Annotated in this window: 31 protein-coding genes; 5 read left to right on the top strand and 26 right to left on the bottom strand. The window is 56.7% G+C overall.

All coding sequences use genetic code 11. The features are described from left to right. Positions 1-23 precede the first annotated feature (23 nt). From ACT3R4_RS16870 to ACT3R4_RS16825, 10 genes are read right to left on the bottom strand one after another with little or no spacing between them, the layout of a single operon-like run. Positions 24-506 (bottom strand): hypothetical protein, encoded by a 483-nt coding sequence (locus ACT3R4_RS16870; RefSeq protein WP_441679892.1) that lies wholly within the window; start codon positions 504-506, stop codon positions 24-26. 9 nt (positions 507-515) lie between these two features. Continuing rightward, positions 516-1,358: a hypothetical protein gene (locus ACT3R4_RS16865; protein WP_441679894.1), complete on the bottom strand. Its 843-nt coding sequence runs from the start codon at positions 1,356-1,358 to the stop codon at positions 516-518. Further along, the gene (locus ACT3R4_RS16860) at positions 1,355-1,717 is read right to left on the bottom strand and encodes a hypothetical protein (protein WP_441679896.1); all 363 of its coding nucleotides are present in this window, start codon (positions 1,715-1,717) and stop codon (positions 1,355-1,357) included. Before ACT3R4_RS16860 ends, ACT3R4_RS16865 begins: the two co-directional genes overlap by 4 nt. Next, complete coding sequence (locus ACT3R4_RS16855) at positions 1,714-1,968, bottom strand: hypothetical protein (RefSeq protein ID WP_441679898.1); 255 nt, start codon at positions 1,966-1,968, stop codon at positions 1,714-1,716. Before ACT3R4_RS16855 ends, ACT3R4_RS16860 begins: the two co-directional genes overlap by 4 nt. Continuing rightward, positions 1,961-2,320, bottom strand: coding sequence for a hypothetical protein (locus tag ACT3R4_RS16850; protein WP_441679900.1), 360 nt, complete (start codon positions 2,318-2,320; stop codon positions 1,961-1,963). Before ACT3R4_RS16850 ends, ACT3R4_RS16855 begins: the two co-directional genes overlap by 8 nt. Continuing rightward, positions 2,317-2,844: a phage tail-collar fiber domain-containing protein gene (locus tag ACT3R4_RS16845; RefSeq protein ID WP_441679902.1), complete on the bottom strand. Its 528-nt coding sequence runs from the start codon at positions 2,842-2,844 to the stop codon at positions 2,317-2,319. Before ACT3R4_RS16845 ends, ACT3R4_RS16850 begins: the two co-directional genes overlap by 4 nt. After that, the gene (locus tag ACT3R4_RS16840) at positions 2,841-3,563 is read right to left on the bottom strand and encodes a phage tail protein I (protein ID WP_441679904.1); all 723 of its coding nucleotides are present in this window, start codon (positions 3,561-3,563) and stop codon (positions 2,841-2,843) included. Before ACT3R4_RS16840 ends, ACT3R4_RS16845 begins: the two co-directional genes overlap by 4 nt. Next, positions 3,560-4,456, bottom strand: a complete 897-nt coding sequence (locus ACT3R4_RS16835; RefSeq protein ID WP_441679906.1) for a baseplate assembly protein — start codon at positions 4,454-4,456, stop codon at positions 3,560-3,562. The genes ACT3R4_RS16840 and ACT3R4_RS16835 overlap by 4 nt, the downstream gene beginning before the upstream one ends. Next, positions 4,453-4,803: a GPW/gp25 family protein gene (locus ACT3R4_RS16830; RefSeq protein ID WP_441679907.1), complete on the bottom strand. Its 351-nt coding sequence runs from the start codon at positions 4,801-4,803 to the stop codon at positions 4,453-4,455. The genes ACT3R4_RS16835 and ACT3R4_RS16830 overlap by 4 nt, the downstream gene beginning before the upstream one ends. Further along, a complete protein-coding gene (locus ACT3R4_RS16825) occupies positions 4,803-5,354 on the bottom strand; it encodes a phage baseplate assembly protein V (RefSeq protein WP_441679909.1) in 552 nt (183 codons plus the stop codon). The genes ACT3R4_RS16830 and ACT3R4_RS16825 overlap by 1 nt, the downstream gene beginning before the upstream one ends. A 155-nt stretch (positions 5,355-5,509) precedes the next feature. On the opposite strand from ACT3R4_RS16825, the gene ACT3R4_RS16820 reads away from it, so the two are divergent. Both ACT3R4_RS16820 and ACT3R4_RS16815 read left to right on the top strand, forming a co-directional pair. After that, positions 5,510-5,761, top strand: a complete 252-nt coding sequence (locus ACT3R4_RS16820; RefSeq protein ID WP_441679911.1) for a type II toxin-antitoxin system RelE family toxin — start codon at positions 5,510-5,512, stop codon at positions 5,759-5,761. Positions 5,762-5,788: 27 nt separating this feature from the next. After that, the gene (locus ACT3R4_RS16815; protein ID WP_441679913.1) at positions 5,789-6,151 is read left to right on the top strand and encodes a helix-turn-helix domain-containing protein; all 363 of its coding nucleotides are present in this window, start codon (positions 5,789-5,791) and stop codon (positions 6,149-6,151) included. Between the two features lie 76 nt (positions 6,152-6,227). Here the strand turns inward: ACT3R4_RS16815 and ACT3R4_RS16810 are convergent, their stop codons facing one another. Together ACT3R4_RS16810 and ACT3R4_RS16805 are read right to left on the bottom strand one after the other, a co-directional pair. Then, positions 6,228-7,076 carry a BRO-N domain-containing protein gene (locus ACT3R4_RS16810; RefSeq protein WP_441679915.1) on the bottom strand — a complete coding sequence of 283 codons (849 nt, stop codon included), beginning with the start codon at positions 7,074-7,076 and terminating at the stop codon, positions 6,228-6,230. Between the two features lie 71 nt (positions 7,077-7,147). Continuing rightward, positions 7,148-7,360, bottom strand: coding sequence for an Arc family DNA-binding protein (locus tag ACT3R4_RS16805; RefSeq protein WP_441679917.1), 213 nt, complete (start codon positions 7,358-7,360; stop codon positions 7,148-7,150). Between the two features lie 92 nt (positions 7,361-7,452). Between ACT3R4_RS16805 and ACT3R4_RS16800 the strand changes: the two genes are divergently transcribed. After that, a complete protein-coding gene (locus ACT3R4_RS16800) occupies positions 7,453-7,743 on the top strand; it encodes an Arc family DNA-binding protein (RefSeq protein ID WP_441679918.1) in 291 nt (96 codons plus the stop codon). Between the two features lie 31 nt (positions 7,744-7,774). Here ACT3R4_RS16800 and ACT3R4_RS16795 read toward each other — a convergent pair whose 3' ends face one another. The 11 genes from ACT3R4_RS16795 to ACT3R4_RS16745 form a co-directional block, all read right to left on the bottom strand. Continuing rightward, positions 7,775-8,437: a phage virion morphogenesis protein gene (locus tag ACT3R4_RS16795; protein ID WP_441679920.1), complete on the bottom strand. Its 663-nt coding sequence runs from the start codon at positions 8,435-8,437 to the stop codon at positions 7,775-7,777. Continuing rightward, positions 8,430-8,921, bottom strand: coding sequence for a phage tail protein (locus ACT3R4_RS16790; protein WP_441679921.1), 492 nt, complete (start codon positions 8,919-8,921; stop codon positions 8,430-8,432). Before ACT3R4_RS16790 ends, ACT3R4_RS16795 begins: the two co-directional genes overlap by 8 nt. Next, positions 8,884-9,129 (bottom strand): Rz1-like lysis system protein LysC, encoded by a 246-nt coding sequence (gene lysC / locus ACT3R4_RS16785; RefSeq protein ID WP_441679923.1) that lies wholly within the window; start codon positions 9,127-9,129, stop codon positions 8,884-8,886. The genes ACT3R4_RS16790 and lysC overlap by 38 nt, the downstream gene beginning before the upstream one ends. Continuing rightward, on the bottom strand, positions 9,029-9,451 hold the full coding sequence (gene lysB / locus ACT3R4_RS16780; RefSeq protein WP_441679925.1) for an Rz-like lysis system protein LysB: 423 nt from the start codon (positions 9,449-9,451) through the stop codon (positions 9,029-9,031). The genes lysC and lysB overlap by 101 nt, the downstream gene beginning before the upstream one ends. Then, the gene (locus tag ACT3R4_RS16775; RefSeq protein WP_441679926.1) at positions 9,448-9,948 is read right to left on the bottom strand and encodes a lysozyme; all 501 of its coding nucleotides are present in this window, start codon (positions 9,946-9,948) and stop codon (positions 9,448-9,450) included. The genes lysB and ACT3R4_RS16775 overlap by 4 nt, the downstream gene beginning before the upstream one ends. Next, positions 9,938-10,141, bottom strand: a complete 204-nt coding sequence (locus ACT3R4_RS16770) for a hypothetical protein (RefSeq protein WP_441679927.1) — start codon at positions 10,139-10,141, stop codon at positions 9,938-9,940. The genes ACT3R4_RS16775 and ACT3R4_RS16770 overlap by 11 nt, the downstream gene beginning before the upstream one ends. A 17-nt stretch (positions 10,142-10,158) precedes the next feature. Further along, positions 10,159-10,368 carry a tail protein X gene (locus tag ACT3R4_RS16765; protein WP_441679928.1) on the bottom strand — a complete coding sequence of 70 codons (210 nt, stop codon included), beginning with the start codon at positions 10,366-10,368 and terminating at the stop codon, positions 10,159-10,161. Then, positions 10,365-10,838, bottom strand: a complete 474-nt coding sequence (locus ACT3R4_RS16760) for a head completion/stabilization protein (protein ID WP_441679929.1) — start codon at positions 10,836-10,838, stop codon at positions 10,365-10,367. The genes ACT3R4_RS16765 and ACT3R4_RS16760 overlap by 4 nt, the downstream gene beginning before the upstream one ends. Positions 10,839-10,996: 158 nt before the next feature. Continuing rightward, entirely contained in the window at positions 10,997-11,677 is a 681-nt protein-coding gene (gpM, locus tag ACT3R4_RS16755) for a phage terminase small subunit (RefSeq protein ID WP_441679930.1), read from the bottom strand. Between the two features lie 3 nt (positions 11,678-11,680). Next, on the bottom strand, positions 11,681-12,697 hold the full coding sequence (locus ACT3R4_RS16750) for a phage major capsid protein, P2 family (RefSeq protein ID WP_441679931.1): 1,017 nt from the start codon (positions 12,695-12,697) through the stop codon (positions 11,681-11,683). A gap of 14 nt (positions 12,698-12,711) precedes the next feature. After that, the gene (locus tag ACT3R4_RS16745; protein WP_441679932.1) at positions 12,712-13,524 is read right to left on the bottom strand and encodes a GPO family capsid scaffolding protein; all 813 of its coding nucleotides are present in this window, start codon (positions 13,522-13,524) and stop codon (positions 12,712-12,714) included. A gap of 14 nt (positions 13,525-13,538) precedes the next feature. Here ACT3R4_RS16745 and ACT3R4_RS16740 point away from each other — a divergent pair, with 14 nt between their 5' ends. Then, a complete protein-coding gene (locus ACT3R4_RS16740; RefSeq protein WP_441679933.1) occupies positions 13,539-15,449 on the top strand; it encodes a terminase large subunit domain-containing protein in 1,911 nt (636 codons plus the stop codon). Next, positions 15,446-16,522: a phage portal protein gene (locus ACT3R4_RS16735; RefSeq protein WP_441679934.1), complete on the top strand. Its 1,077-nt coding sequence runs from the start codon at positions 15,446-15,448 to the stop codon at positions 16,520-16,522. The genes ACT3R4_RS16740 and ACT3R4_RS16735 overlap by 4 nt, the downstream gene beginning before the upstream one ends. Before the next feature lie 64 nt (positions 16,523-16,586). Here the strand turns inward: ACT3R4_RS16735 and ACT3R4_RS16730 are convergent, their stop codons facing one another. From ACT3R4_RS16730 to ACT3R4_RS16720, 3 genes are read right to left on the bottom strand one after another with little or no spacing between them, the layout of a single operon-like run. After that, the gene (locus tag ACT3R4_RS16730) at positions 16,587-17,417 is read right to left on the bottom strand and encodes a BRO-N domain-containing protein (RefSeq protein WP_441679935.1); all 831 of its coding nucleotides are present in this window, start codon (positions 17,415-17,417) and stop codon (positions 16,587-16,589) included. Between the two features lie 33 nt (positions 17,418-17,450). Beyond that, positions 17,451-17,819, bottom strand: coding sequence for an antA/AntB antirepressor family protein (locus ACT3R4_RS16725; RefSeq protein WP_441679936.1), 369 nt, complete (start codon positions 17,817-17,819; stop codon positions 17,451-17,453). Between the two features lie 25 nt (positions 17,820-17,844). Then, entirely contained in the window at positions 17,845-18,642 is a 798-nt protein-coding gene (locus ACT3R4_RS16720) for a BRO-N domain-containing protein (protein ID WP_441679937.1), read from the bottom strand. Positions 18,643-19,894 lie beyond the last annotated feature (1,252 nt).

Here is a 19,894-nt window from a genome sequence, read left to right as displayed (position 1 = left end):
GCTTTTATATTTTAAAAGACTACTTAGCTCACCGGCGGCCGATACCGATTCAACTGCTCGATCGCCTTCTTGGCTGCCGCCTCCGCCGCTTCGATCGTCTCGGCCTGACGCACCGCCGCTTTACCCCCCAGGCGTAATTGGCGGATCTCGCGCAGGGCGGTTTCCCAGGCTTCGGCGGTGGCGACGATCTCTTGGGCGGAAGCTTCTGCCCCCACTTCAAACATGGCCATATGGTCGCTGACGCTGGAAGGGATGGCGGTTTCGTCTTTGCCGCCTTCCAGCCAAGCCTGCGCCTCATGTTTGGCTAGTAGATACTCCTGATCGATGTAACTGCCGGGGCTAACGAAGGCGGCACGGGCGTCGCCTGCTGCAGTATCGATATCCCGGTTAAGTTGAACGATCAATGCTTTTTGAATCACCTCAGCCGGTAGGTTTGAGCCTTCGCCATTAGTCGGCACGTTCCAGTGTGTTGAGCCTTGGTACTCAATTTTTGGTATGACCTTCATCGTGCCCCCTTAAAACGCTACGTTGGTTAATACGTTAATATCATCGGTTTTTTTCGCTGGCATGATTTCACCCCAGCCGCCTGGAATATTTTCTAGCGTGCATGCATACACATCCAGGCGGTATGTGTTGCTAGAAGAGTTCAAGGGCTTTAATAGATTGCAGCGCGTACCAGGCATCGCATCGGGCAGTTTTCTAATTGTGCATTTACTCAAATATAAATCCCGGCCGGAATAACCTGAGTAACTAGTCGTGAACGATGCTGTTTTCATATTGATATCGCAGTCACTCAAAATGACGGAAATGCTTGAGTCGGCGTACTGAATAAAGCTGGACTGCGAATCCCTTACTCGGCCGGTCTCTAATGCTTCGTTGTCACACATCACCGAAACGCGAATAAAAAATATTTGGCCGACTCGAACACCAATTCCATACAAGCGATGTTCACCGCTACCGTCGACCATGTGCCTAGCTCGAAGCTTTGCGCGGTTCGCTTCTACGGTTGTATCTAAGCCGCCCCAGGAGCTCACAAAAATACGGCCTGTTGCCATAAAAAATTCAGCTTCATGAACCTGCTGCTGCCGAAAGTAAAGGTTCACGTTACCGCCTTGTACGGCTCGGCGGGCGGCCTCAGCAGAAGTTTTTAGCGGTGAGGTATCTGTCCCTGCATTGGTGTCATCACCACTGACGGCGTCGATGTAAAAGCTTTGATCAGCAAGGCCTCGTATAGTGGCAGGCACTGCTGCAGTCGCCTCATTTACTTTCTTATCAATGCCCGCCATTTTGCCGGCAATTTCGCTGACCAACTTCTTTGCGGATGTGACCAGTTCGGCTACTTGGGTTTCCAGGCTCATGAGACCTCCTGTGCGTTTTGGATAGTGGCGGCGCCTTGGGTGAAGGCGTCGGTAAGAGCGGTCAGTGCGTCACTCAGCTGGGTTTCCAGCTCGTTTACCCTAGCCTTGGTGGCTTTACTGCCAAGCTGCTCGGTAATCGTGGCGGCGAAGTTGGGGTTGTTGCCTAACGCTTCGGCAATTTCTGCCAAGGTATCCAGCGTTTCGGGGGCGCTGCCGATCAGGGTTTTAATGCGTTGGTCGACTTGCTCGGTGGTAAGCACATCGGCTTTATTGGCTTTGCCGCGTAATTTTCCGTCGATGACCCCCAGCGTGTGGGTCACCGCATGGCGTAGCGCGGTTAAGTTTTCGTCAAAGCTCATAGGGTTTTGTCCTCCTGGGCGGCGATGACGCCGCCGTGGTAGCTGATGGCATCGGTGAGCGCAGCCATCACGCTGCCGATCTGATGAATGGCTTGTTGGGCTTCGGCCACTTGTTTAAGTACCTCGGGCGATAGCGTGCCGGGCGGGCCTTGTAAGCCGTGGCTGATGAGTTGGAAGCGGGGAGGCGCTGGCATCTTCACGGTGACGCTGCGGGCGGGCATGGTAATAGTGAGGCGAGTAGCGTTAGCCATGAATCACCCCTGGCTGTACCTGAAAGCGCCCTTGCAGCAGGCTGAATACGTCTCCATTGGGGAAATTAATGCGCAGCTCGTAGCGTGCGCCTGCCCAATGAGTGACGATGAGGGCATCGGTTTGTTTGGGTCGAATGTGCAGGTGTATGCCCCCTTGTTCCGGTTCCAGCTCAATGCCGCTACCGGTTTCGCAAGTGAGCAGGGTTTCGCCCTGGTAGCTGACCACCATAAATAGCGCCGTGCAGCCGGTGAGATTCACCGGAGTGGCGTTGACATCATCGCTAGCCCACACCGCGCTGAAGCGGTACGTGGTACCGGCCACCATACGAATTGTGGGAGCCTCGGCACTCATGAGCGCTTCTCTAGCTCGTGTACACGAAATAAGAGATCTACTTGGCGGGCCATGGTGTCGATAATGGCCGCCGAGTTGGCGATGTACTGTTCGCCCCAAGCGACTAGCGATAGGTTGGCGCCGCTCGTCTCGATAGTGACCGAGTCCGCTGGCAAAGCGTCAAGGCGTAAATCGAATGCCAGCAACAGCGGTACGTTATTGGAGACGTAGGCCAGCGGCTGGGTATCGGACCAGATCGCCAGCAGCGTACCGTCCTCCAGTTCGAAACCGACTTCTCTTACCCAAAATTCAGGGCCTTCGCCATCGACGACCCCGGTAATGTGCAACTGCCGATCGGCGGTTTTTTCACCATCGGCAATGGCGATGCGGCGGCGTTGGTTGCCGAGTTTCGTGTGGGAAGGTTTGGGCGTGCGCCCCTGATCGCCCAGCACGATATGAGTAAGCTTTGCCTGCAGGCCGTCGCCTTCGGTATTAAACACGGCATTTAACCCGGCCAGGGTGAGCGTAGGAACAAGGGCCGTCATGTGTAGGCCTCCATGGGGTAACGGGCTACCGCCGTTGCGCTGAAAGTGCAGACCACGGTCAGCGGGGTGGAAAGGGTTGGTTTGAAGGTGGTCGTGGCAAGACAGCGGGTCACGGCTGCCGTCCGCTGCAACGCTACCGCGCCGATCTGGTTTCGTGCTGCCAAAGGCGGGGTTACGGCGGTTGCGGCGTCATGTCGAACGGCGGCACTTTTTAATGCGCTTGAGACGCCGACGCTCGAACGTAGCCGGGCGCCTACCTTGAATTCGTAATGGCTGCGGGTATTCTTAGCGTTGTCGATTGCGCGGCGTAGCTGGGTGTAGAGCATGTCGCTTAAAAGCGTCGGCGCTTCCGGCGTAAGGTTTTCATTCACGTAAAGCACGGCGCTAAACGTACCGCGTGGTAGGGGCGGCGAGGCCTCGTACCATTCGGTGAGCTCGACGCTGACGCCAAGCGATTCCATGGCCAGCTCAACAGCTGGGCGGGTGCCTTTGATTCGGTGAAGCTCAGCACTGTTTGAGATCACCCGGCGTTTTACGCTTTCCGGCCACGTTTCGTGCCACTGTTCCACCGAAAATGCCCAGGCGAGAAACGGCAGGTGTTGTACCGGGCACGTCGCCGGATTCCAGAGCGTGCGCAGCGGTACCGGCAGCGCGAGCGGATGTGATGCCGCTAGGCGTGATTCCAGCGCGGTGCGATTGGGGGGCAGCAAGTCGATCATACGTTCTCCGTTTCAAGCTGAATGCCGGTGCAGTGCGGCGCCTGGTGCTTGGCGGTGATAATCTCGCTAAAGTCTTGAAGAGTGATGCGCTCGACGCCTTCGACGGTGAGCGCGGCGTGGACGCCTGAGCGGGTGATCCAGGCACCCAGACGGTGGCGGGCTTCCACGTGCGCCGTTAGCTGCTGCCGGGCCTGTTCACGAATCACGGCGGGGTCGGGGCCATCGCGCAGAGCGAGTACGGCGCTGATGCTAAACGGCAGCAGGGTAGCCGCCTGCACGGTGACGCGATCCGTCAGCGGGCGGCGTTCATCCACGCGTTTTCGCACGGCGTCGAGTACCGCTTGACTGGGCTGGCCACCGTCTTCCCGGGAGAGAATGGTGAGCATGACCTCCACCGGCTCGGGGCTGGCCACCGAGACATCTAGCACGCTGGGATGGGCGCTGATCGCCTGATATTCGTAAGCTCCGCTGGGCCCTGCCACCGATAACCCCTCAAACGCCAGCTGGATGCGGGCGCGGTAGTCGCGGTTGCTTTCAAGTGTTGGCGGTACCGGTGGAAGGGCGGTGGGGTTGCCTTCGTCCAGCACCAGGCGTTTTACGTTGAGGTTGGCCCCGAGCTGATCAAGATCTTCATCGTTTGCAAAGGCGATCATGCAGGCCCGTGCGGCTTCGTTGATACGTTGACGAAGTAAGAGCTCGCGGTACGCGTTCTCCTGCAGCAGTTTGACCGTTGGCTCGGATTCGAGAGCGAGCAGCTCGGCAACGCTTTCCCGCTCCTCTTCGGGGTGCAGGGCAACCAATTGCGCTTTTCGTTCAGCCAACAGAGTTTCATAGTCCAGCGGCTCAATGATGTTGGGCGCGGGTAGCCGGGAGAGGTCAATCGCGTTGTTCATGCGTTCCCCCTTAGCGGCACCGCGAGGCTAACGCTTTCGCCGTTATCTACCCGCCGGGCAGTAATCATCAAGTCAAAGCGGCCGGGCCGCTGGGTGGATACTTGCCGAGAGACTTGCTGTACACGAATGCGTGGTTCCCACCTCATCAAGGCCACCACGGTGGCGGCATAGGCGCGCAGAGCGGTGGGGCCGTTTAATGGTTGGTCGATCAGCTCTGGCAGCAACGAGCCGTACTCTCGGCGCATTACGCGGGAGCCAATAGGCGTGGTGAGAATGTCCGCCACCGATTGCTGGATATGGGCCAGCGAATCCAACTGGCGGCCGGTGTGTGCGTTCATGCCTGCCATTAGATTGGCCCTTGGGTATTGGCGGGGCCGGGCTGGATGCCGCTATGGGCGTGGTCGTGCCCCACGTTTTTGCCGTTGTGAGTCAGGCCGCCGCCTTGCTGCTGGTAGCCGCCTTTCCGGTTCAGCTCGCCGGTATGCTGGATGTTGCCTTGCCAGGTGGTGCCGCCGGGGGCGCTGATTTCGATGGCCCCGGGCAGGCGAATGCGCAGCACGCTGTTGGCGTGGTCGTACTCGAACAGCCCCTCATCGGGGAAGATTCTGCGCCACAGCGTGGCGACCTCCGCCGGGGCGGGGTGCGCGTTGGAGCACAGCCCACACAGCACCACCCCGGCGGCGGGGTCGCCGCCGGGTGAAAAGATGATGACCTGCTCGCCTTGTGTGGGCGGATTCCAATCCCGCGTGGCTCCTGCGCGGCCTTCCAGCCACGGCAGCCAGTCGGTTAGCAGCCCACCGGTTTTGACGCGCACGCGGGCAGCGGCGTGATCCACCTGGGCGATGGTGCCCAGGCGGATCAGGTTGTGCAGCAGGCGGAGGAGTTCGGGAATATTCATAGCCGCTATCCTGCGACGGCGTTGGGCGCAGGCGAAGCGGCGGCGGGTGTGAGTGGGGCTATTGACACCGAAGAGGCAGGCGGGAATGATAGATTGATTTTAGCTGAAAGCTAAAATTGTTTGCTGTTAATTCGCTGTTAGCTATAATGGTGGCAATGAAGACGATCACTTACCGTAAAAGCGCGTTGAAGGTGTTGCAGCGAATGCCGCGGCCTGAGTCGAAGCGCATACAAGGCAAAATCAAGACCTATGCGGAAGACCCGGAAAGCCAACGCAATAATGTGAAGGCCTTGAAGGGGAGCGATTATATTCGCCTGCGGGTAGGCGACTGGCGGGTGATCATCGACGAGGGTGGCGATGTGCTAGACATCATTAACATCGGTGCCCGTGGAGGTGTTTACCAATAACGCACCAGACAATTAACAGGAGGCAGCATGAGCGTACCTCAAATTATTCAAACGCCCACTGGCGAGCGGTTGGTGGTACTGCCCGAGCAGGAGTACCAAGCGTTGCTTGCGCGGCTGGAAGACCAGGACGATATTGACGCTGCCAACGCGGTGGTGGCACGTGGTGAAGAGTCATTTCCTGAAGCGGTTGTGGATGCACTGCTGGACGGCGTGGCACCTGTGAAGGTGTACCGCGAATACCGTGGCCTACGTGCAGGTGAGCTGGCGGAAAAAGCAGGGATCAGCCAGGGGTATCTTTCTGAAATAGAGTCAGGAAAAAAGAGCGGCTCGTTGAGTGTGCTGACCCGCATTGCGACTGCTTTAGAGGTTAAGTTGAGCGACCTTACCTGACAGTCATCACAGCCCTTTCGATGAGCAATGAACAGCGCCCTGCCTTTGACGGCAGGGCGTTTTCGTAGGTGATATGTCAATGCAGACGCTGTTGCAGCTTAGGCTGGTAACGTTGAGCAATCGCTGCCCCATCTACTACATGACCGTAGAGCCGCTTGCCTGCCGGTGAACCAAGTTGGGTGAGGGCATCGTATAGGTGGTAGTGACGGTAAATATCACGGATCTGCAGCATGTGGTGACATAGCGATTTCAGATTAACGTAATCGGCTTCGTCCGGCGTATCGGGTAGGAGGGGGGGAGCGTCCACCGTGGTGCATGGAGAGGCCGGTAGCCATTCGCCTTCCAGGGCATAAGCGGCAATAAATTGGCGAGCGGCATCCAGTTGGCTGGCGGGGATGTCTTCGCCGCGGCTAACACCGAAGGCTTTGCGTACCTGTGACCATAGGTGTGAGCGAGCACGCTGTTGGGTGGCTTTTGGGTAGCGGCGTAACCGACCTTCTACCACGGCCGCCAAACAGTGGAACCCATCGGTACCAATTGTTTGGCCAATCAGGGTGCCCATCTTGCCTTCGGCATCACGGTAGTGGCCGTGCTTGCGGATGGCGGGCAGGACTTCATCGAATATCCAACGCTCAAGGTGGAGCGCTTCAGGCTTTTTGGAGCGCGTGATGAGTCGGAAAACGTTTCCCTCGTTGATGTAGTACATATCCTGAGCACCCCCTGCTGAAGGGGTAGCATATTGTGCTACCCCTTCCGTGTTAAAACGGAAGCGATTTAGTGAACGATTCTTATCAAGGTCGAGAACATCACACATATCGCGCAGACAGAACCAAGGGTTATTATCGATGGTAATGATGCGAACTTCCGTTGCACGGAATTGAAAAGGGATTACCTGACCTTTACTGGTTGCAGTGCTATCATTCATGTGCAGTTCCTTTCATAGAGGTTGGGGCTGTGCTTCCTGAAGCCCTTGGCGTGGCAGCGCCGAGGGCTTCTTCATTTTACCTTTCTGGCCATGCCCATTTGTAACCGTTCGGGCATTAAGTCCGCCCTTTTTTGACCGTCTTTGTCTGATTGCTGGATTTCCCTTTGCACCTTTATGAAATGGACCAACTGAGCGTTCATGGAACGATCATTTTCAATGGCCACTCCTCTAAGCCAATCAGCTAGCTCGATAGGCATGCGAATCTGGGTTTTGTATTGGTGCATAAGTCCTCTTTTTTGGATCACCGTGGTTACAACTGAAATGTAACCACGGTGGTTCTATTGTGTCAACACCACGGTGGTGCAAAAATAACGTCATGAGCAGAACAGATCCGCAATTGAAGGTAAGGCTGTCAGAAGAGCTGAAAGCGGCAGTGACTGAAGCAGCCAAAAGAAACCACCGATCCGTCAACGCGGAGATCGTTGCACGCCTAGAGGAAAGCTTTGATGACTACCTTGTAGCGGGTCATCGGCTAAGCGACGAGATTTCCCCGGACGAGGCGGCTGATTGGAAAGCGCGTGTTTTGGCAGTAGAAGAAGCGATGAGGGCATTTATTGACAGCCGTTCGTTCTTGGAGCGAGCAGAGTCCAAATCCAAGCCAAAATAGTCAGGGTGTCTCTAATGGAGACACCCTTTATCTACCCCTCCCCCAAATGCCTCAGCACTGAGTCCATGATCATCTCTCGGTCCTGAGTGCTGAATCCCAGCAGCTCCCTTTGAGCATAATTGACCTGTGGACCATCTGGGCTGACGCGATCACGTAGCCCTAGCTGATGTACACGCGCAATATTGGCGATACCTCCGTAAAACGCCACGGTGGCTGCACTGCTGGAGCCTTTGACCTTGAGGTATTTGGTAGTGCGCAGCTTGTTGAACATCGCCTTGTCTCGGATGCGCCCTCGTTGACTGCGTAACTTTCCTGCATCTGAGCCACCAGATGTTGGCTTAAGCCACGTCTCAATTCGATCCCTTCTGAAGGTTCTTATGGCATTGACCTCTCGATCATAGCCCGTCATACGAAGACCTTCGTCTTGCCAACTCACCATGTTAGCTTCACGAAGCGCCCCCCCGGGTTTCTTGTAGAGAAAGCGCACAGGGTCATTTTTAGGCTGATACTTTTTGCGTGGCTTGCGGACCTTGAATCTACTGCCATCAGGGTTTTTCTGTGACTTGATACGGGCGACTTGGCTGCGGCGCAGATCAGTCGCCACTGCTCTCGCGAGTTTTCTGCGCTCCTTCGCTTCCAGTTTGGCCAACAAGGGGCCGACCCACTCTTCCAGCGCTTCCAGATCATTATCCATGCTCATTTCTCCATTCGGCGGCCAGGGTGTAGTCGGCATCGGCTGCGCTATCACGAATCAGTAGCTGCCAGCGGGGGGCGGGGCAGCCGGTAGCCTCGAAGCGGGCCAGTACGTGATCCACCTGGATACGACCAGCATCGCAATCCACCTTGGCGAGTACGCGCTCGGTGAGTTTGACGCGCAGGGCTACGTCTACGGATTTATGGTTGAGGATCTCGGCTTCAAAGCTGATGGCCTGAGCAGGATCGGCATCCGGTTGGTACTCGGCCAGCCACTGCAGCAGTGGCACAATGAGGGTATCGAGGTCCGCGCTAAAGTCGGTGAGGACCAACTGCGCCGTAAACTGGTATTCGTGGGTGAGGTTGGGGCCCCGGCGAAACTCGATACTGCCTTCTTCCACAAAGGTGAGCAGCCGTTCAGGATCGCGGGCGAGTATCGGTACGGCGTTAATCAGGTGTGTGCGCAGCAGGTGGAGTTTTTTCATCGGCGTTCTCGTGGCAGGCAATAATGGCGTCTACTTCGGCGGCGCACTGCGCCCATGCCGCTTCGGTGCGTTCAAGCTGCAGGTGCAATTCGCCATTGGTGAATGGGTTACTGGCCGGGAGCGTGCAGGGGCTTGGCGTCGCGCACTGATTCGTAATAAGCAGCGGCGCCGGTGATGGCGGGGCGGTGGCGCAGCCGGTTAACAGCATCAGGCAGGCGAGCAGCAGCCCAGGCGCGTAGCGTCTCGTTTTCACGGTGAAGATCCTCAATGATGGTCAAGCGGTCGGAGGCGGTTCGCGCAAGCGCCGCCTGTTGCTGGGCTAAAGCGCGGCGCTGGTTGGTCTGGCGTAAAGCGTTATCCCAGAGCGCATCAATCACGACCTGATGCTGGGCTTCGCGTTGGCGGGATTCCGCCAGTTGCTGTTCGGCAAGCTCGGCGCGGGCCTCAGCGGCGTGGGTGCGTTGCCACAGTGCCCAGGTCACCAGCAGCACAAGTGCCAGAATGGTAAGGGCGGCAAGTAGTCGGCTCATGGGGAGGGCGCCTGTTCCAGCCCGGCCAGACTCAATCCTGAAAGACAAAGCTCCCGTTCGGTAGCGCGGCGTGTCACCAGGCCGTTGAGTTTTCGCCCATCGGCATATACCCAGCGGCTTAGCTCATGGCAGGCGCCGCGCAGGTCGCCCTGGTTAAGCTTGCGTAGCAGGGTGGAGCGGGCAAAGTTGCCTTCCCCAACGTTGTATACGAAAGATGCCAGCGCGGCGCGGGTGGGGGCGGGTAGGTTTACCCGGGCGCGCCTGTCGACCGTGGCGAAGGCGTCGCCCAAGTCTTCTTCAAGCAAGGCGGTACACTCTGCCTGGCTGAGCGTTTGCCCCATGCGTACGGTGGCCGTGTGGCCATAGCAGATGGTCGGGATACCCACGGGGTCGTGGTAAGCCGTGGGGTGGTAACCTTCGTAGTAAGTCACCACGGCGGTGGCGATACTAATGGCACCGGCAGCGAGGCTAACGCCAATACGTGTTTTAAGACCCACGACGGTTCTCCCAGTAGTGGCGCAGGCGGGTGAGGTAGCGGGGTACCAACAACCCGATCTGCAGCGCGAGATATAAAAGCGTTAACACCGTGACCCAGTCAGCGGGCGTCATGCCGCCCACGTGCAGCAGCGAGACGACCGCCGGTGGTGAGGCCTTGGCGGTCTCGGTAGAAATTTCAAAGTGATGGCTCATGCGGGCCTCAGCCTGTGTTAGTCCCACAGCTGCACGCGGGGTGCACTGTGTTGGGGCTTGGTGATCGTGGGCAGCGTAATGGGCGTGCCGTGAGGGAGTATCGGCCCGTGTTCGGCCAAGCCCGGGTTGGCTTTTAGCACCTGTTCGGTAAGCCCTTGGGTGCGGCCATAAACGCGGTAGCACACCGCGTCCAGCGTGTCGTTTTGCTGGGCGTACACCACGTTCATATCAGCTCGACGGTGCTATGCGGGCGGCCCTCGATCTCGCTGATCGCCCAGGCGGCATCGCGGCGGTAGCTGTCGGCGGGGTTGGCCAGCTGCTCGCCACGCTCGCGGCCGCTGTTGGTAGCGTCGAAGTCGGCGTAGTGTTCGACCAGGCTGGCATGCGCGGTCGAGAACACGGCGCGCAGGTATAGCCCGCGAAAAACCTCCGGCGCTTGCCATACGGGAATGGGCAGCGAGTCCATCGTGGCGTAGCCGGCATCGACCTTGGCCTGCTGCCAGTGGCGTAGAACACGATTCACCGTGGCCATGCCAGCTTGCAGGGCGCTTTCAATCCGGGCGCTGGTAATAGTGCTGTCCAGCCGGTGGCGTTCGCGGAACGCGCTGGGCTGAATATCCGGCCAGAAGCCGTTGTTTTCGATGGCCTGTTCAGCGGTATCGCTGGGGGGCGTGCCTGCCGAGATAAAGCTGCTCATCATGGCTCCTGGTAGCGGGTAACCGTTTTTCGCGCGGGGGCGGGCGCGATGAATAAGAAGGGGGTGGGCGGCGTTCGAGCGTCAGCATGGGCTTGAATGCCTGAGTGCTTGGCTCTTACGTCGCGCCCCCTGACGTCGGCGGTCGACTCGGTTTGCCGCTAGCCCGTGGGCTGGGCGGCAGCGTTTTGTTTCAGTTCACGTTCCAGGCGTTCAAGGTCTTTCTTCACGCCGATGCGGTCGTTGAGCTCCAGCGCACGGGTAAGGCTTGCGTGGGCTTCATCCAGTTGGTTGGCCACACGCAGCGCATACCCCAACGCCTTATGAAGCTTGGCGCGGATCTGGTCGTGCATATCAGCGCTTGCGGTGAGGTGTTCAACTTCCACCAGGTGAGCGAGCAAGGCGAGGGAGTCGGTGCCTTCATCGTCCATTTGCTTAAGTGCCTGGTCGGCCACTTCTTCCGCGATGATGGCGGCGGTGCCGCGCTCGAACTGGTCCGGCGGCGTTAGGCCGTGCTTGAGGGCATAGCGGGCAATGGCAATAGCACCGCCCAGGTCGCCGGCATCGATACGCCAGAGCATGATGCGCATGAGCACGTCATCTTGTGCGCCTTGACCGGCTTCCAGCACACCGGCCACGTACTCGGCGTAGTTGGGCAGGATCTCGCGCTTGATCTCGGCCTTCTTCTCCATCGATTGAGTGGATTTAAGGCGGCGGTAGTCTTCGAACAGGGCGGCCTGCATAAGCTCGTAGGCTTCGCCCTGCATGGGTGCATCGCCCGCGTCAGCGGCCGCTTGGGCAGCGCTAACGCGTTCGAAGTGTTTTCGAATCGAACTGACCATCGATTACTCTCCCGCCGGTGCTTCGGTGGGGGCGTTTTCACGCGTGATGTTTTCAATCAGGCAGCCAAATCCATAATCTTCAATGACATAGGCATCATTGCTTGATTCATAGTTTTCTACGCGTTTGCGTTCAGGCTTGTCCTTGAGGTAACGGCGGCGTGAACCCTCTTGCCAGTACAGAGACAGGTTCTCAAACGATGTAATGAAAATGCCGTTCTCAAGCATGAAGGGAGCCTGGAAGCTGTTAAGCCCGCCAATACGCTTGGCCGCCATAATCATATCCAGCGCCCGGCTTTCAGTTGGCTGTTCGTACTGATTGATCTTGGGTAGGTACTCTTCCGTCATGAGGGTACGGCCCACAATGGCGACCAAGTCGGTAGAATCTCGGTACCAAGGCTCGATCATTGAGTTAACGGCTTCTTGAACCAGTGCATCCAGATTCTGGAACTCTTGGCCTTTACCAATCACGTGGCCGCTAGATACCCGCGCTGGGGAGTGACTGCGGTATTTTTGTAGCCAGCCAATGTTAACGTCCTGAAGTAGCGGGTTCGCCGCTCGGTCCGTCTGCTTGGCAGCCGTTTTACCGTTAAAGCCGATCATCAAACGATCAAGTGCTTGCTGTTTGATGATGGCGTCGCGAATGCGCGATTGAAAATCAGGAAACTTGGCCCAAGCATCAAGCTTTGCCCAGGTCAGGTAGGTATCGTATTCGGTGGATTCACAACGGTACTCATGGTTATCCATTGTGGTGGGATCAATAGGATTACGGTCACGCTGGGTAACATCAGTACGGGCAGCAATAGGCCCATTGATACCGAGTCCTAGCTTTTGACCGACAAGATCACGCACGCCGATTACGTTGATCCGACTTAGAAAATCACTAGAGTCCTGGATCTTGGTTTCCAGCGTTTGCTGGACGCTTGGCTCAATATCAAACGAAGAGAACGCGTTATCTGCTCCGTTAAGTCGGGCAAGTCGCTGACCGTATTGGTTGAAGAGCTTGCGAGTTTCAGTGCGCATATTGGTGGCGTCTCTTAGCAGTCGGTTTCGATGGTGCCGTCGTTGCCGGTGGCAGGCGTGCGCGGCTGGCGGTTCGGGGTGTTGTCGATCTTGCTGTACAGCGCGTCGAAGTCTTTCTTCAATGCGTCATGGGCACTTTGCAGCTCATTGAAGGCGGACTGAGTGGGGCGCTTTTTCAGCGCTTCGCTGAGTGCCTGATGTTTTTCAACGAACAGGCCCAGGGTTTCTTCGAGGTCCGTGCGGAAGGCGGCAAAGCCTGCTTCCGTTTTAGCGTCCTGCTTTTTGAACAGAGCTTTCACGCGCTCGGCCAGTGTCGGGCCTTTTTCTTCGGACTCTTCGCTAAAAGAGAGGTCGGTTTCCAGCGCTTCGGAAAACAGGTTTTCCGGGCGCTGTTTGCGGGCGGCCAGTGGGGAGTTTTTGCCCTCAGCAGCGCTGAACTTGAGCATGGACGTACCCAGCGAGGCCGGGGAGTCAGTGACCGCTAGGCCCACCAGGTAGGCTTCGCCGGAATCAGCAAAGTTGAGATCTACTTCCATGGAGGTGTAGATCTTTTGGCGTTTCTCGACCATGGCCTTGAGTTCGTCGGTCGGGTCGATCTCGGCGTAGAGACCGAGCTTGCCGTCGTCGTCCTTCTCGGTTTTGAGCGCCGTCACATCGCCGTAGGCCTTGAACGGGCCATCCGGCAGCATGCCTTTGATGTGTTCCATGTTGACCCGGCAACCATAGTTATTGGGGTCAAAATTGGTGGCCATTTGGGTGAGCCATTCGGCGCTGATAGTGCGGCCATCGGTGGTAGCGCCTTCTTTTGCGATACGGTGCCAGGGCATTAGCGGACCTCGGTTTGGTAGGGGCGGTTGGGCTGCCGTCAGGTTCCGCGTGTAGCGCGTTTGACTCAACGCTTGGGCGTTGTGCGAGCGAGGTAAGACAAGGCGGGGCAGGCGTCGGCATCAAGCGCGGCGGGTACGCTGGCGGCATGACACCTCAAACGCATATCAACGACGACCATCACCGACTTTCTGCTCGCCATCTCTATTGGATGGGGTGGCGGATTGCGCGTATTGCTGAATTTTTGGACTTGCCGCGGGCAACCGTGGATAGCTGGAAAAAGCGCGATGCGTGGGACGACGCCACGCCGACCCAGCGGGTAGAAGGGGCGCTGGAAGCGCGTCTGGTACAGCTGATCTGGAAGGATCAGAAAGAGGGGAAAGACTTCAAGGAGATTGACCTGCTCGGCCGCCAGATCGAGCGGCTGGCCCGGGTACACAAGTATCAGGGCAGTGGGAAGGAGACTGACCTCAATCCGAACATTGAGAAGCGCAACTCCGGCGAGAAGCGTAAGCCTGCACGCAACGATGTGGGTGATGAGGGCGTTATTCAGATCGTCGAGGCGTTCGAGGCCTCGCTATTCGATTACCAGCGGGGCTGGTACCGCGCCGGGCAACATGAGCGCATTCGTAACCTGCTGAAGTCGCGGCAGATCGGCGCGACCTGGTACTTCGCTCGGGAAGCCATTGCCGATGCCATGGAGACGGGTAAGAACAAGATTTTCATGTCCGCCTCAAAGGCCCAAGCACACATCTTCCGGCACTACATCGTGCAGTTTGTGAAGGAAGTCACCGGTGTTGAGCTGAAGGGTGACCCCATTATTCTCGCCAATGGCGCGGAGTTGCATTTTCTAGGCACCAACGCCAAGACGGCGCAGGGATACCACGGCGATACCTATTTAGACGAATACTTCTGGATTCATGGTTTCGAGACGTTCCGCAAGGTGACGTCGGGCATGGCGATGCATAAGAAGTGGAAGCAGACCTACTTCAGCACGCCATCGTCGGTTGCCCACGAGGCGTATCCGTTCTGGACCGGTGACCGATTCAATAAACGCCAGAAGAAAGCCGAGCGGGTGAAGATCGATATCAGCCACGCGGCGCTGAAAAATGGAGCGCGGGGGCCGGATGGTCAGTGGCGGCAAATCGTGACCATTGAAGATGCCATCGCCGGTGGCTGTGATCTGTTCGACATCGACCAGCTGCGCCTTGAGTACAGCGATGATGAGTTTGCGAACCTGCTGATGTGCGAGTTCGTGGACGATACGCAAAGCGCTTTCCCGCTGGCGATGATGCAGCGCTGCATGGTGGACAGCTGGGATGCCTGGCGGGATCTAAAACCCTTCGCGCCGCGACCCTATGGCGAGCATCCGGTGTGGATTGGTTACGACCCGGCCGGTGATGGTGAAGATGGCGATGGTGCGGGCCTGGTGGTGGTCGCACCGCCGAAAACCGCCTACAGCAAGCACCGCATCCTTGAACGCCATCGGTTGAAGGGGCGTGACTATGAGGCCCAGTCCGAGTTTATCCGCAGCGTGACCCACCGCTATAACGTGACTTTTATCGGCATTGATACTTCAGGCCTTGGCGAAGCCGTCGCCCAGCTGGTGGCGAAGTTCTTCCCCACGGTGACCCGCTACCGCTATACCCCCGAAATGAAGTCCCGCTTGGTCATGCAGGCGCAGCAGATCATCAATAAAGGGCGTCTTGAATTCGATGCTGGGTGGGTAGATCTCGCCCAGTCATTCATGGCGATCCGCCGAGAGCTGACCGCATCCGGGCGCCAGATGACCTACACCGCAGGGCGCAATAATCAAACCGGCCACGCCGACCTGGCGTGGGCCACCATGCACGCCTTACACAATGAACCTCTTGATGGTCCTGCTGATTACGGCACGGGCCGTTCCCTAATGGAGATATATGGATGAGCGAAGCGGCAGTAGCGCCAAAGCCCCGGGTACGCGTGCCCGCTTACGTGGAAGACACCGAGACCACGGCCGCACCTGCCAAGGCGGAGGCGTTCAGCTTTGGTGAGCCGACGCCAGTGATTGATGGTTACGACTTCTTCTATACCGGCTGCTGGATGCTGGGTAATGAGTGGTACGAGCCACCGGTGGACTTTCCCGCACTGGCCCAAACCTATCGCGCCACGGCGCACCATGGCTCGGCCATTCAGGTGAAGCGCAACATTCTGGTGCGTTCGTTTATTCCTCACCCGCTGTTAAGCCGCCAGGCGTTCAGCGCACTGGCCACCGATTACCTTGTGTTTGGTAACTGCTATCTGGAGAGGATCTTCGGCCGCTTGGGCAGACTGTTGGCACTCAAACCTGCCCGCGCCAAGTACGTGCGTCGCGGCGCGGATCTGAGCCGCTACTTCTGGGTGCCCAACTGGTCGGAGCGCAGCGAGTTTGAAGAGGGCAGCATCATCCACCTGCTGGAACCTGACATTAACCAGGAGGTGTATGGCGTACCGGATTACCTGGGCGCGCTGCAGTCGATCTACCTGAACGAAAACGCCACGCTGTTCAGGCGCAAATATTACTTGAACGGCTCCCATGCTGGGTTCGTGATGTACGTCTCCGATGCGGCCCACAATCAGGAAGACATCGACGCCATGCGCACGGCGCTAAAAGAATCGAAAGGCGTGGGCAACTTCCGCAACCTGTTCCTCTACAGCCCCAACGGCAAAAAAGACGGCATCCAGATCATCCCGATCAGCGAGGTCGCCGCCAAGGATGACTTCGCCGCGATCAAGAACATCACCCGCGACGACCAACTGGCAGGCCACCGCATCCCCCCGCAGCTAATGGGTATTATCCCCAACAACACGGGCGGCTTCGGCGATGTGGAGAAAGCCGCCAAGGTGTTCGTCACCAATGAGTTGGAACCGGTGCAAGCGGTGTTCAGTGAGATCAACGATCTGCTGGGGGAGGAGGTGATTCGGTTTAAAGAGTATTCGTTGGCTTCTGCTAGCGAGCCACCCGCTGCCCCGATTCATTAACCACACGTCCAACCGAAAACGCCGCCCACCGCGCCCAGATTTTTGATTCCCCAAATCGGGGGAATCAAAAGTGGCCATTGCCTGTCTCCTGTGTAGCATCATCTTCCTGTGCGAAAACCCAGCACTTCACCGAGCCGCCAAACAGCCCGCTATTGACCGTGCGATAATCAATGAATAGCGGCGTTTCGCTACCGCGTAGCGTGCGGCGCAGCAGCGAGAGTTTGGGAAGGGTAAGGTGGTGTTTTTCGGCCAAGCGCTGGAGGTGTGGCAGGCTAACGGCTAGGCGGGCGGGGTCGTGGCTATGATTGATCTCCTCGCCCTTGGCAATTAGCTCGCTGACGGTATTCCAGAAGATATCCAGGCGTGAACGCTCTACTAAATCCGGGCCGCCCAGTGCCTCTAGCGGAGGTGCTGGCATCTTTCCGGCCTGACAGTTGTGAACCATGGCCGTATGCATGGCCTCGCGGATCTCGGGACGGTGCTCGCGGCGGATCTTCTCCATCAGGCGGATGGCGGCTTCTTGGTGCTGGGTGATGCGCTTGTTCTCCTCAAGACGCTGTTTCTCGGCCTGATCGACGAGGTTGTAGCTGCCTTGGCTGAGTAGCTCGGGAAGCATTTCGTCAAAAATCCAGCTCTCAAAACGTTCGGCTGCGGGCAGTCGGCTTCGGGTAATCAGGCGAAGGACATTGCCCTGATCGATGATGGTGACATTCTGTTTTCCGCCCGGCGTAAGGGTGTAACGACTGGTTACCCCCTTTGGACGGCAATTCTCGGCTACGGCACGCCGAGAATTGGTGTGTTCCAGAACGTTGCAGATGTCCTTGGCAACGAACCATGGCTTACCATTTATCACGGTGGAGCGAATCAGGCTGTCACCAAAGTTAAAGGGCATCATGGCGTGATTCATTAAGCATTTTCTCCGAAAAGTCTAAAAGATGCCGCTGGCTGGCGGATATAGCATCCAATTCCTGTTGCATTTGGAATTGTTCTCGACCATGGCTAGTTCCTTGGCCGTGTCTAGGGTTAGGTGGTAATCGATACGCCCCTGCTGGCCGAAGTTTTCAGCGTAAGTGATTGATTCTAGGGCTCCCCCATTTTGGGGAATAGTTTTATGCCCTTCGCCAGGCATCATCTCAAGGGTGATGTAGTCTTCGCCCTCTACAAATCCATACTGCTCGATTCGATTGCGAAACCAAGTCGAGAAGTCGCGACCTAACTCTAAAAACTTATGCAGGTCACGGGCGTTGCACAGCAGCGCTTCCTCCGATTGAAACACCGGAATCATCATGTCATTCATGGGTTTCTCCTTTGCTAACAACGGATTAGTGTACTTGCTGCTGTAGGCGCTCAAGGTAGCGGCCTGCAATCGCGGCACCGTCTACCATGTGGCTGTACATCGCTTTGCCTGCCGGGGAACCTAGCTGGCTAAGCGCCTCGTAAAGATGATACTGGCGATCAAGCTGCCGCAGCGCCTGCATATGGTGGCATAGGGCATACAGGTTGGTGCAGTCGCTGCTGTCCAGCACCGTTTCATCGCTATGGGCGGGTAGCCATTCACCATCAAGGGCATAAGCCGCCACAAAGTTACGCGCAGCATCCAACTGGTCAGCGGGAATATCAGCGGCAGAGCGCACGCCAAAGGCAGCATGGGTTTGTGCCCATAGCTTGGCCGTTGCACGGCGCTGTGCTGTCGTGGGTAAGTTTGCGACCTTGCTTTTGATCAACACCCCCAGCATTTGAAAGCCATTGGTACCGATGGTCTGGCCGATCAGCGTATCCAGCTTGCCGTCTGCGTCGTGGAACTGGCCATGCTTACGAATCGCAGGCAGTACCTCAGCTGTAACCCATTTCTTAAAGCGTTTGGCCTCGGGCTTGCGGCTAGTAAGGATAAGAGAATACAAACCTGATTCGTTAAGAATGCTCAGACTTTGAGTACCCCCAAGGGTGTTCATACTGTGAACACCCTTTTCATCGTCATCCAGGCGGGAGAGGGCACGGCGGGAGTTGACGATGGCCAACGCCTCACAAATATCGCTGGCAACGAACCACGGCTGATCATCAATCAGCAGGGTGCGTACGGGATGAGAATCGAACTGGAAAGGAATGATGTGGGCTGACATAAACAGTCTCCGCTACTAAACGGTTGACCACCACGAATGAGGTGGCCGGGAGGTTAGTAGCCGTGACTGCACGGTGTGACTTCTTCCCCTTGCGGGTATTGTATCCGTCACCCTCCCGGCCATAAAAACTGGCTGGGTTACCCAGAAAAAGCAGGCATAAAAAAACCACGTCTATCGGGCGCGGAGATCCGGCAGTCATCGAGCTACTACACTCTTGGGGCTAAGACTAGCGGCACCGCCCCCAGCTGTCAATCCAGCCGCCCGCACCCACAGCGCGCCGTCGACTCCCCGCCCCGCCTGCGCGCTAAACCCGTGTGTTTTTATGCACCCATGCACTAGCTACCAAGCCGCGCCGGTACTGGGCTTTACGGCCCTGTTGCAGACGTGTTTTCTCATGCGGAATCTTGCGAACTCAATGGAGTAATCCCGGACAAGGAGGCCACGGGGAAATCTCCCAGAAAGCATGGGGGGGCTCGGAAAAAGGTAATCTAGGTAATTTGGTTGCTTTTCATCTGTAAGTTTCTGTTTTTTCTTATTTTTAAGATTACCTCTAAAAGGTAATAAAAGGTGATCCAAAAGGTAATCTTAAAGTAAATACCTGAAAATATTAGGATTCATAAAAACAAGAATTTACCTATTTAAAAGGTAATGTGGTTACCTATTGATCACCTTTTTATTACCTTTTGAACGACTGTTTTAATTATATATATTTCAGTGCTTTATGGTGTATTTTGGAGATTTATTACCTTTATTACCTTTTTCCGAGCCCCCCAAACATTCTGACGCACCCCTACGCATGATGCGCACGCACACGCGTCACTCGCGGATCTGTAAGCAAAAGGGAAACAGAACAAAAGCGCTATTTAGTTGGCACAAATTTGGTACTTGTTCTTAACGAGAGGCTTAACGGCGGGGTTTCGGTCTAATCCATCATAGGGGCCACAGAAAAGCGGCGGGCCGCATCTGCTGGGCTTAACTTGTTCATATCAACCATTTGCATCTTTTTGATGCCGTATATAAATACACATATTCAATACCCTTTGATACGGTACATAGGTGTACTTGGTGTACCTGATTCGTACCTTGGTTACGTAATCAGATAATTATCTAAAAAGGGGGTACACCAAAGCGACGTATCAAAAGCGGAGGATTCGTTGGCGGGCAATTGTACGCAAGAAAGGGTAGCCAGTACAAAGCAAGACGTTTTTACCAAGCTGCATGTGGTTGGGCATAGGCATTCGAGAGTGGATTA

It is taken from the genome of Halomonas sp. AOP7-E1-9, assembly GCF_052376035.1.
Lineage (GTDB): Bacteria > Pseudomonadota > Gammaproteobacteria > Pseudomonadales > Halomonadaceae > Vreelandella > Vreelandella citrativorans.
This window is presented reverse-complemented; position numbering and strand designations above follow the sequence as displayed.

What these genes read in the sequence shown, in the direction of transcription:
- ACT3R4_RS16815 (WP_441679913.1), top strand. Translation starts at nt 5,789, where the DNA reads ATGAGCGTACCTCAAATTATTCAAACGCCCACTGGCGAGCGGTTGGTG.
- ACT3R4_RS16810 (WP_441679915.1), bottom strand. Translation starts at nt 7,076, where the DNA reads ATGAATGATAGCACTGCAACCAGTAAAGGTCAGGTAATCCCTTTTCAA.
- gpM (WP_441679930.1), bottom strand. Translation starts at nt 11,677, where the DNA reads ATGGTCAGTTCGATTCGAAAACACTTCGAACGCGTTAGCGCTGCCCAA.
- ACT3R4_RS16825 (WP_441679909.1), bottom strand. Translation starts at nt 5,354, where the DNA reads ATGAATATTCCCGAACTCCTCCGCCTGCTGCACAACCTGATCCGCCTG.
- ACT3R4_RS16765 (WP_441679928.1), bottom strand. Translation starts at nt 10,368, where the DNA reads ATGAACGTGGTGTACGCCCAGCAAAACGACACGCTGGACGCGGTGTGC.
- ACT3R4_RS16805 (WP_441679917.1), bottom strand. Translation starts at nt 7,360, where the DNA reads ATGCACCAATACAAAACCCAGATTCGCATGCCTATCGAGCTAGCTGAT.
- ACT3R4_RS16790 (WP_441679921.1), bottom strand. Translation starts at nt 8,921, where the DNA reads ATGAAAAAACTCCACCTGCTGCGCACACACCTGATTAACGCCGTACCG.
- ACT3R4_RS16770 (WP_441679927.1), bottom strand. Translation starts at nt 10,141, where the DNA reads ATGAGCCATCACTTTGAAATTTCTACCGAGACCGCCAAGGCCTCACCA.
- ACT3R4_RS16855 (WP_441679898.1), bottom strand. Translation starts at nt 1,968, where the DNA reads ATGGCTAACGCTACTCGCCTCACTATTACCATGCCCGCCCGCAGCGTC.
- ACT3R4_RS16725 (WP_441679936.1), bottom strand. Translation starts at nt 17,819, where the DNA reads ATGAATGACATGATGATTCCGGTGTTTCAATCGGAGGAAGCGCTGCTG.
- ACT3R4_RS16865 (WP_441679894.1), bottom strand. Translation starts at nt 1,358, where the DNA reads ATGAGCCTGGAAACCCAAGTAGCCGAACTGGTCACATCCGCAAAGAAG.
- ACT3R4_RS16860 (WP_441679896.1), bottom strand. Translation starts at nt 1,717, where the DNA reads ATGAGCTTTGACGAAAACTTAACCGCGCTACGCCATGCGGTGACCCAC.
- ACT3R4_RS16730 (WP_441679935.1), bottom strand. Translation starts at nt 17,417, where the DNA reads ATGATGCCCTTTAACTTTGGTGACAGCCTGATTCGCTCCACCGTGATA.
- ACT3R4_RS16820 (WP_441679911.1), top strand. Translation starts at nt 5,510, where the DNA reads ATGAAGACGATCACTTACCGTAAAAGCGCGTTGAAGGTGTTGCAGCGA.
- ACT3R4_RS16750 (WP_441679931.1), bottom strand. Translation starts at nt 12,697, where the DNA reads ATGCGCACTGAAACTCGCAAGCTCTTCAACCAATACGGTCAGCGACTT.
- ACT3R4_RS16760 (WP_441679929.1), bottom strand. Translation starts at nt 10,838, where the DNA reads ATGAGCAGCTTTATCTCGGCAGGCACGCCCCCCAGCGATACCGCTGAA.
- ACT3R4_RS16745 (WP_441679932.1), bottom strand. Translation starts at nt 13,524, where the DNA reads ATGCCCTGGCACCGTATCGCAAAAGAAGGCGCTACCACCGATGGCCGC.
- ACT3R4_RS16845 (WP_441679902.1), bottom strand. Translation starts at nt 2,844, where the DNA reads ATGACGGCCCTTGTTCCTACGCTCACCCTGGCCGGGTTAAATGCCGTG.
- ACT3R4_RS16795 (WP_441679920.1), bottom strand. Translation starts at nt 8,437, where the DNA reads ATGGATAATGATCTGGAAGCGCTGGAAGAGTGGGTCGGCCCCTTGTTG.
- ACT3R4_RS16735 (WP_441679934.1), top strand. Translation starts at nt 15,446, where the DNA reads ATGAGCGAAGCGGCAGTAGCGCCAAAGCCCCGGGTACGCGTGCCCGCT.
- ACT3R4_RS16830 (WP_441679907.1), bottom strand. Translation starts at nt 4,803, where the DNA reads ATGGCAGGCATGAACGCACACACCGGCCGCCAGTTGGATTCGCTGGCC.
- ACT3R4_RS16720 (WP_441679937.1), bottom strand. Translation starts at nt 18,642, where the DNA reads ATGTCAGCCCACATCATTCCTTTCCAGTTCGATTCTCATCCCGTACGC.
- ACT3R4_RS16835 (WP_441679906.1), bottom strand. Translation starts at nt 4,456, where the DNA reads ATGAACAACGCGATTGACCTCTCCCGGCTACCCGCGCCCAACATCATT.
- lysC (WP_441679923.1), bottom strand. Translation starts at nt 9,129, where the DNA reads ATGCTGTTAACCGGCTGCGCCACCGCCCCGCCATCACCGGCGCCGCTG.
- ACT3R4_RS16840 (WP_441679904.1), bottom strand. Translation starts at nt 3,563, where the DNA reads ATGATCGACTTGCTGCCCCCCAATCGCACCGCGCTGGAATCACGCCTA.
- lysB (WP_441679925.1), bottom strand. Translation starts at nt 9,451, where the DNA reads ATGAGCCGACTACTTGCCGCCCTTACCATTCTGGCACTTGTGCTGCTG.
- ACT3R4_RS16850 (WP_441679900.1), bottom strand. Translation starts at nt 2,320, where the DNA reads ATGAGTGCCGAGGCTCCCACAATTCGTATGGTGGCCGGTACCACGTAC.
- ACT3R4_RS16800 (WP_441679918.1), top strand. Translation starts at nt 7,453, where the DNA reads ATGAGCAGAACAGATCCGCAATTGAAGGTAAGGCTGTCAGAAGAGCTG.
- ACT3R4_RS16870 (WP_441679892.1), bottom strand. Translation starts at nt 506, where the DNA reads ATGAAGGTCATACCAAAAATTGAGTACCAAGGCTCAACACACTGGAAC.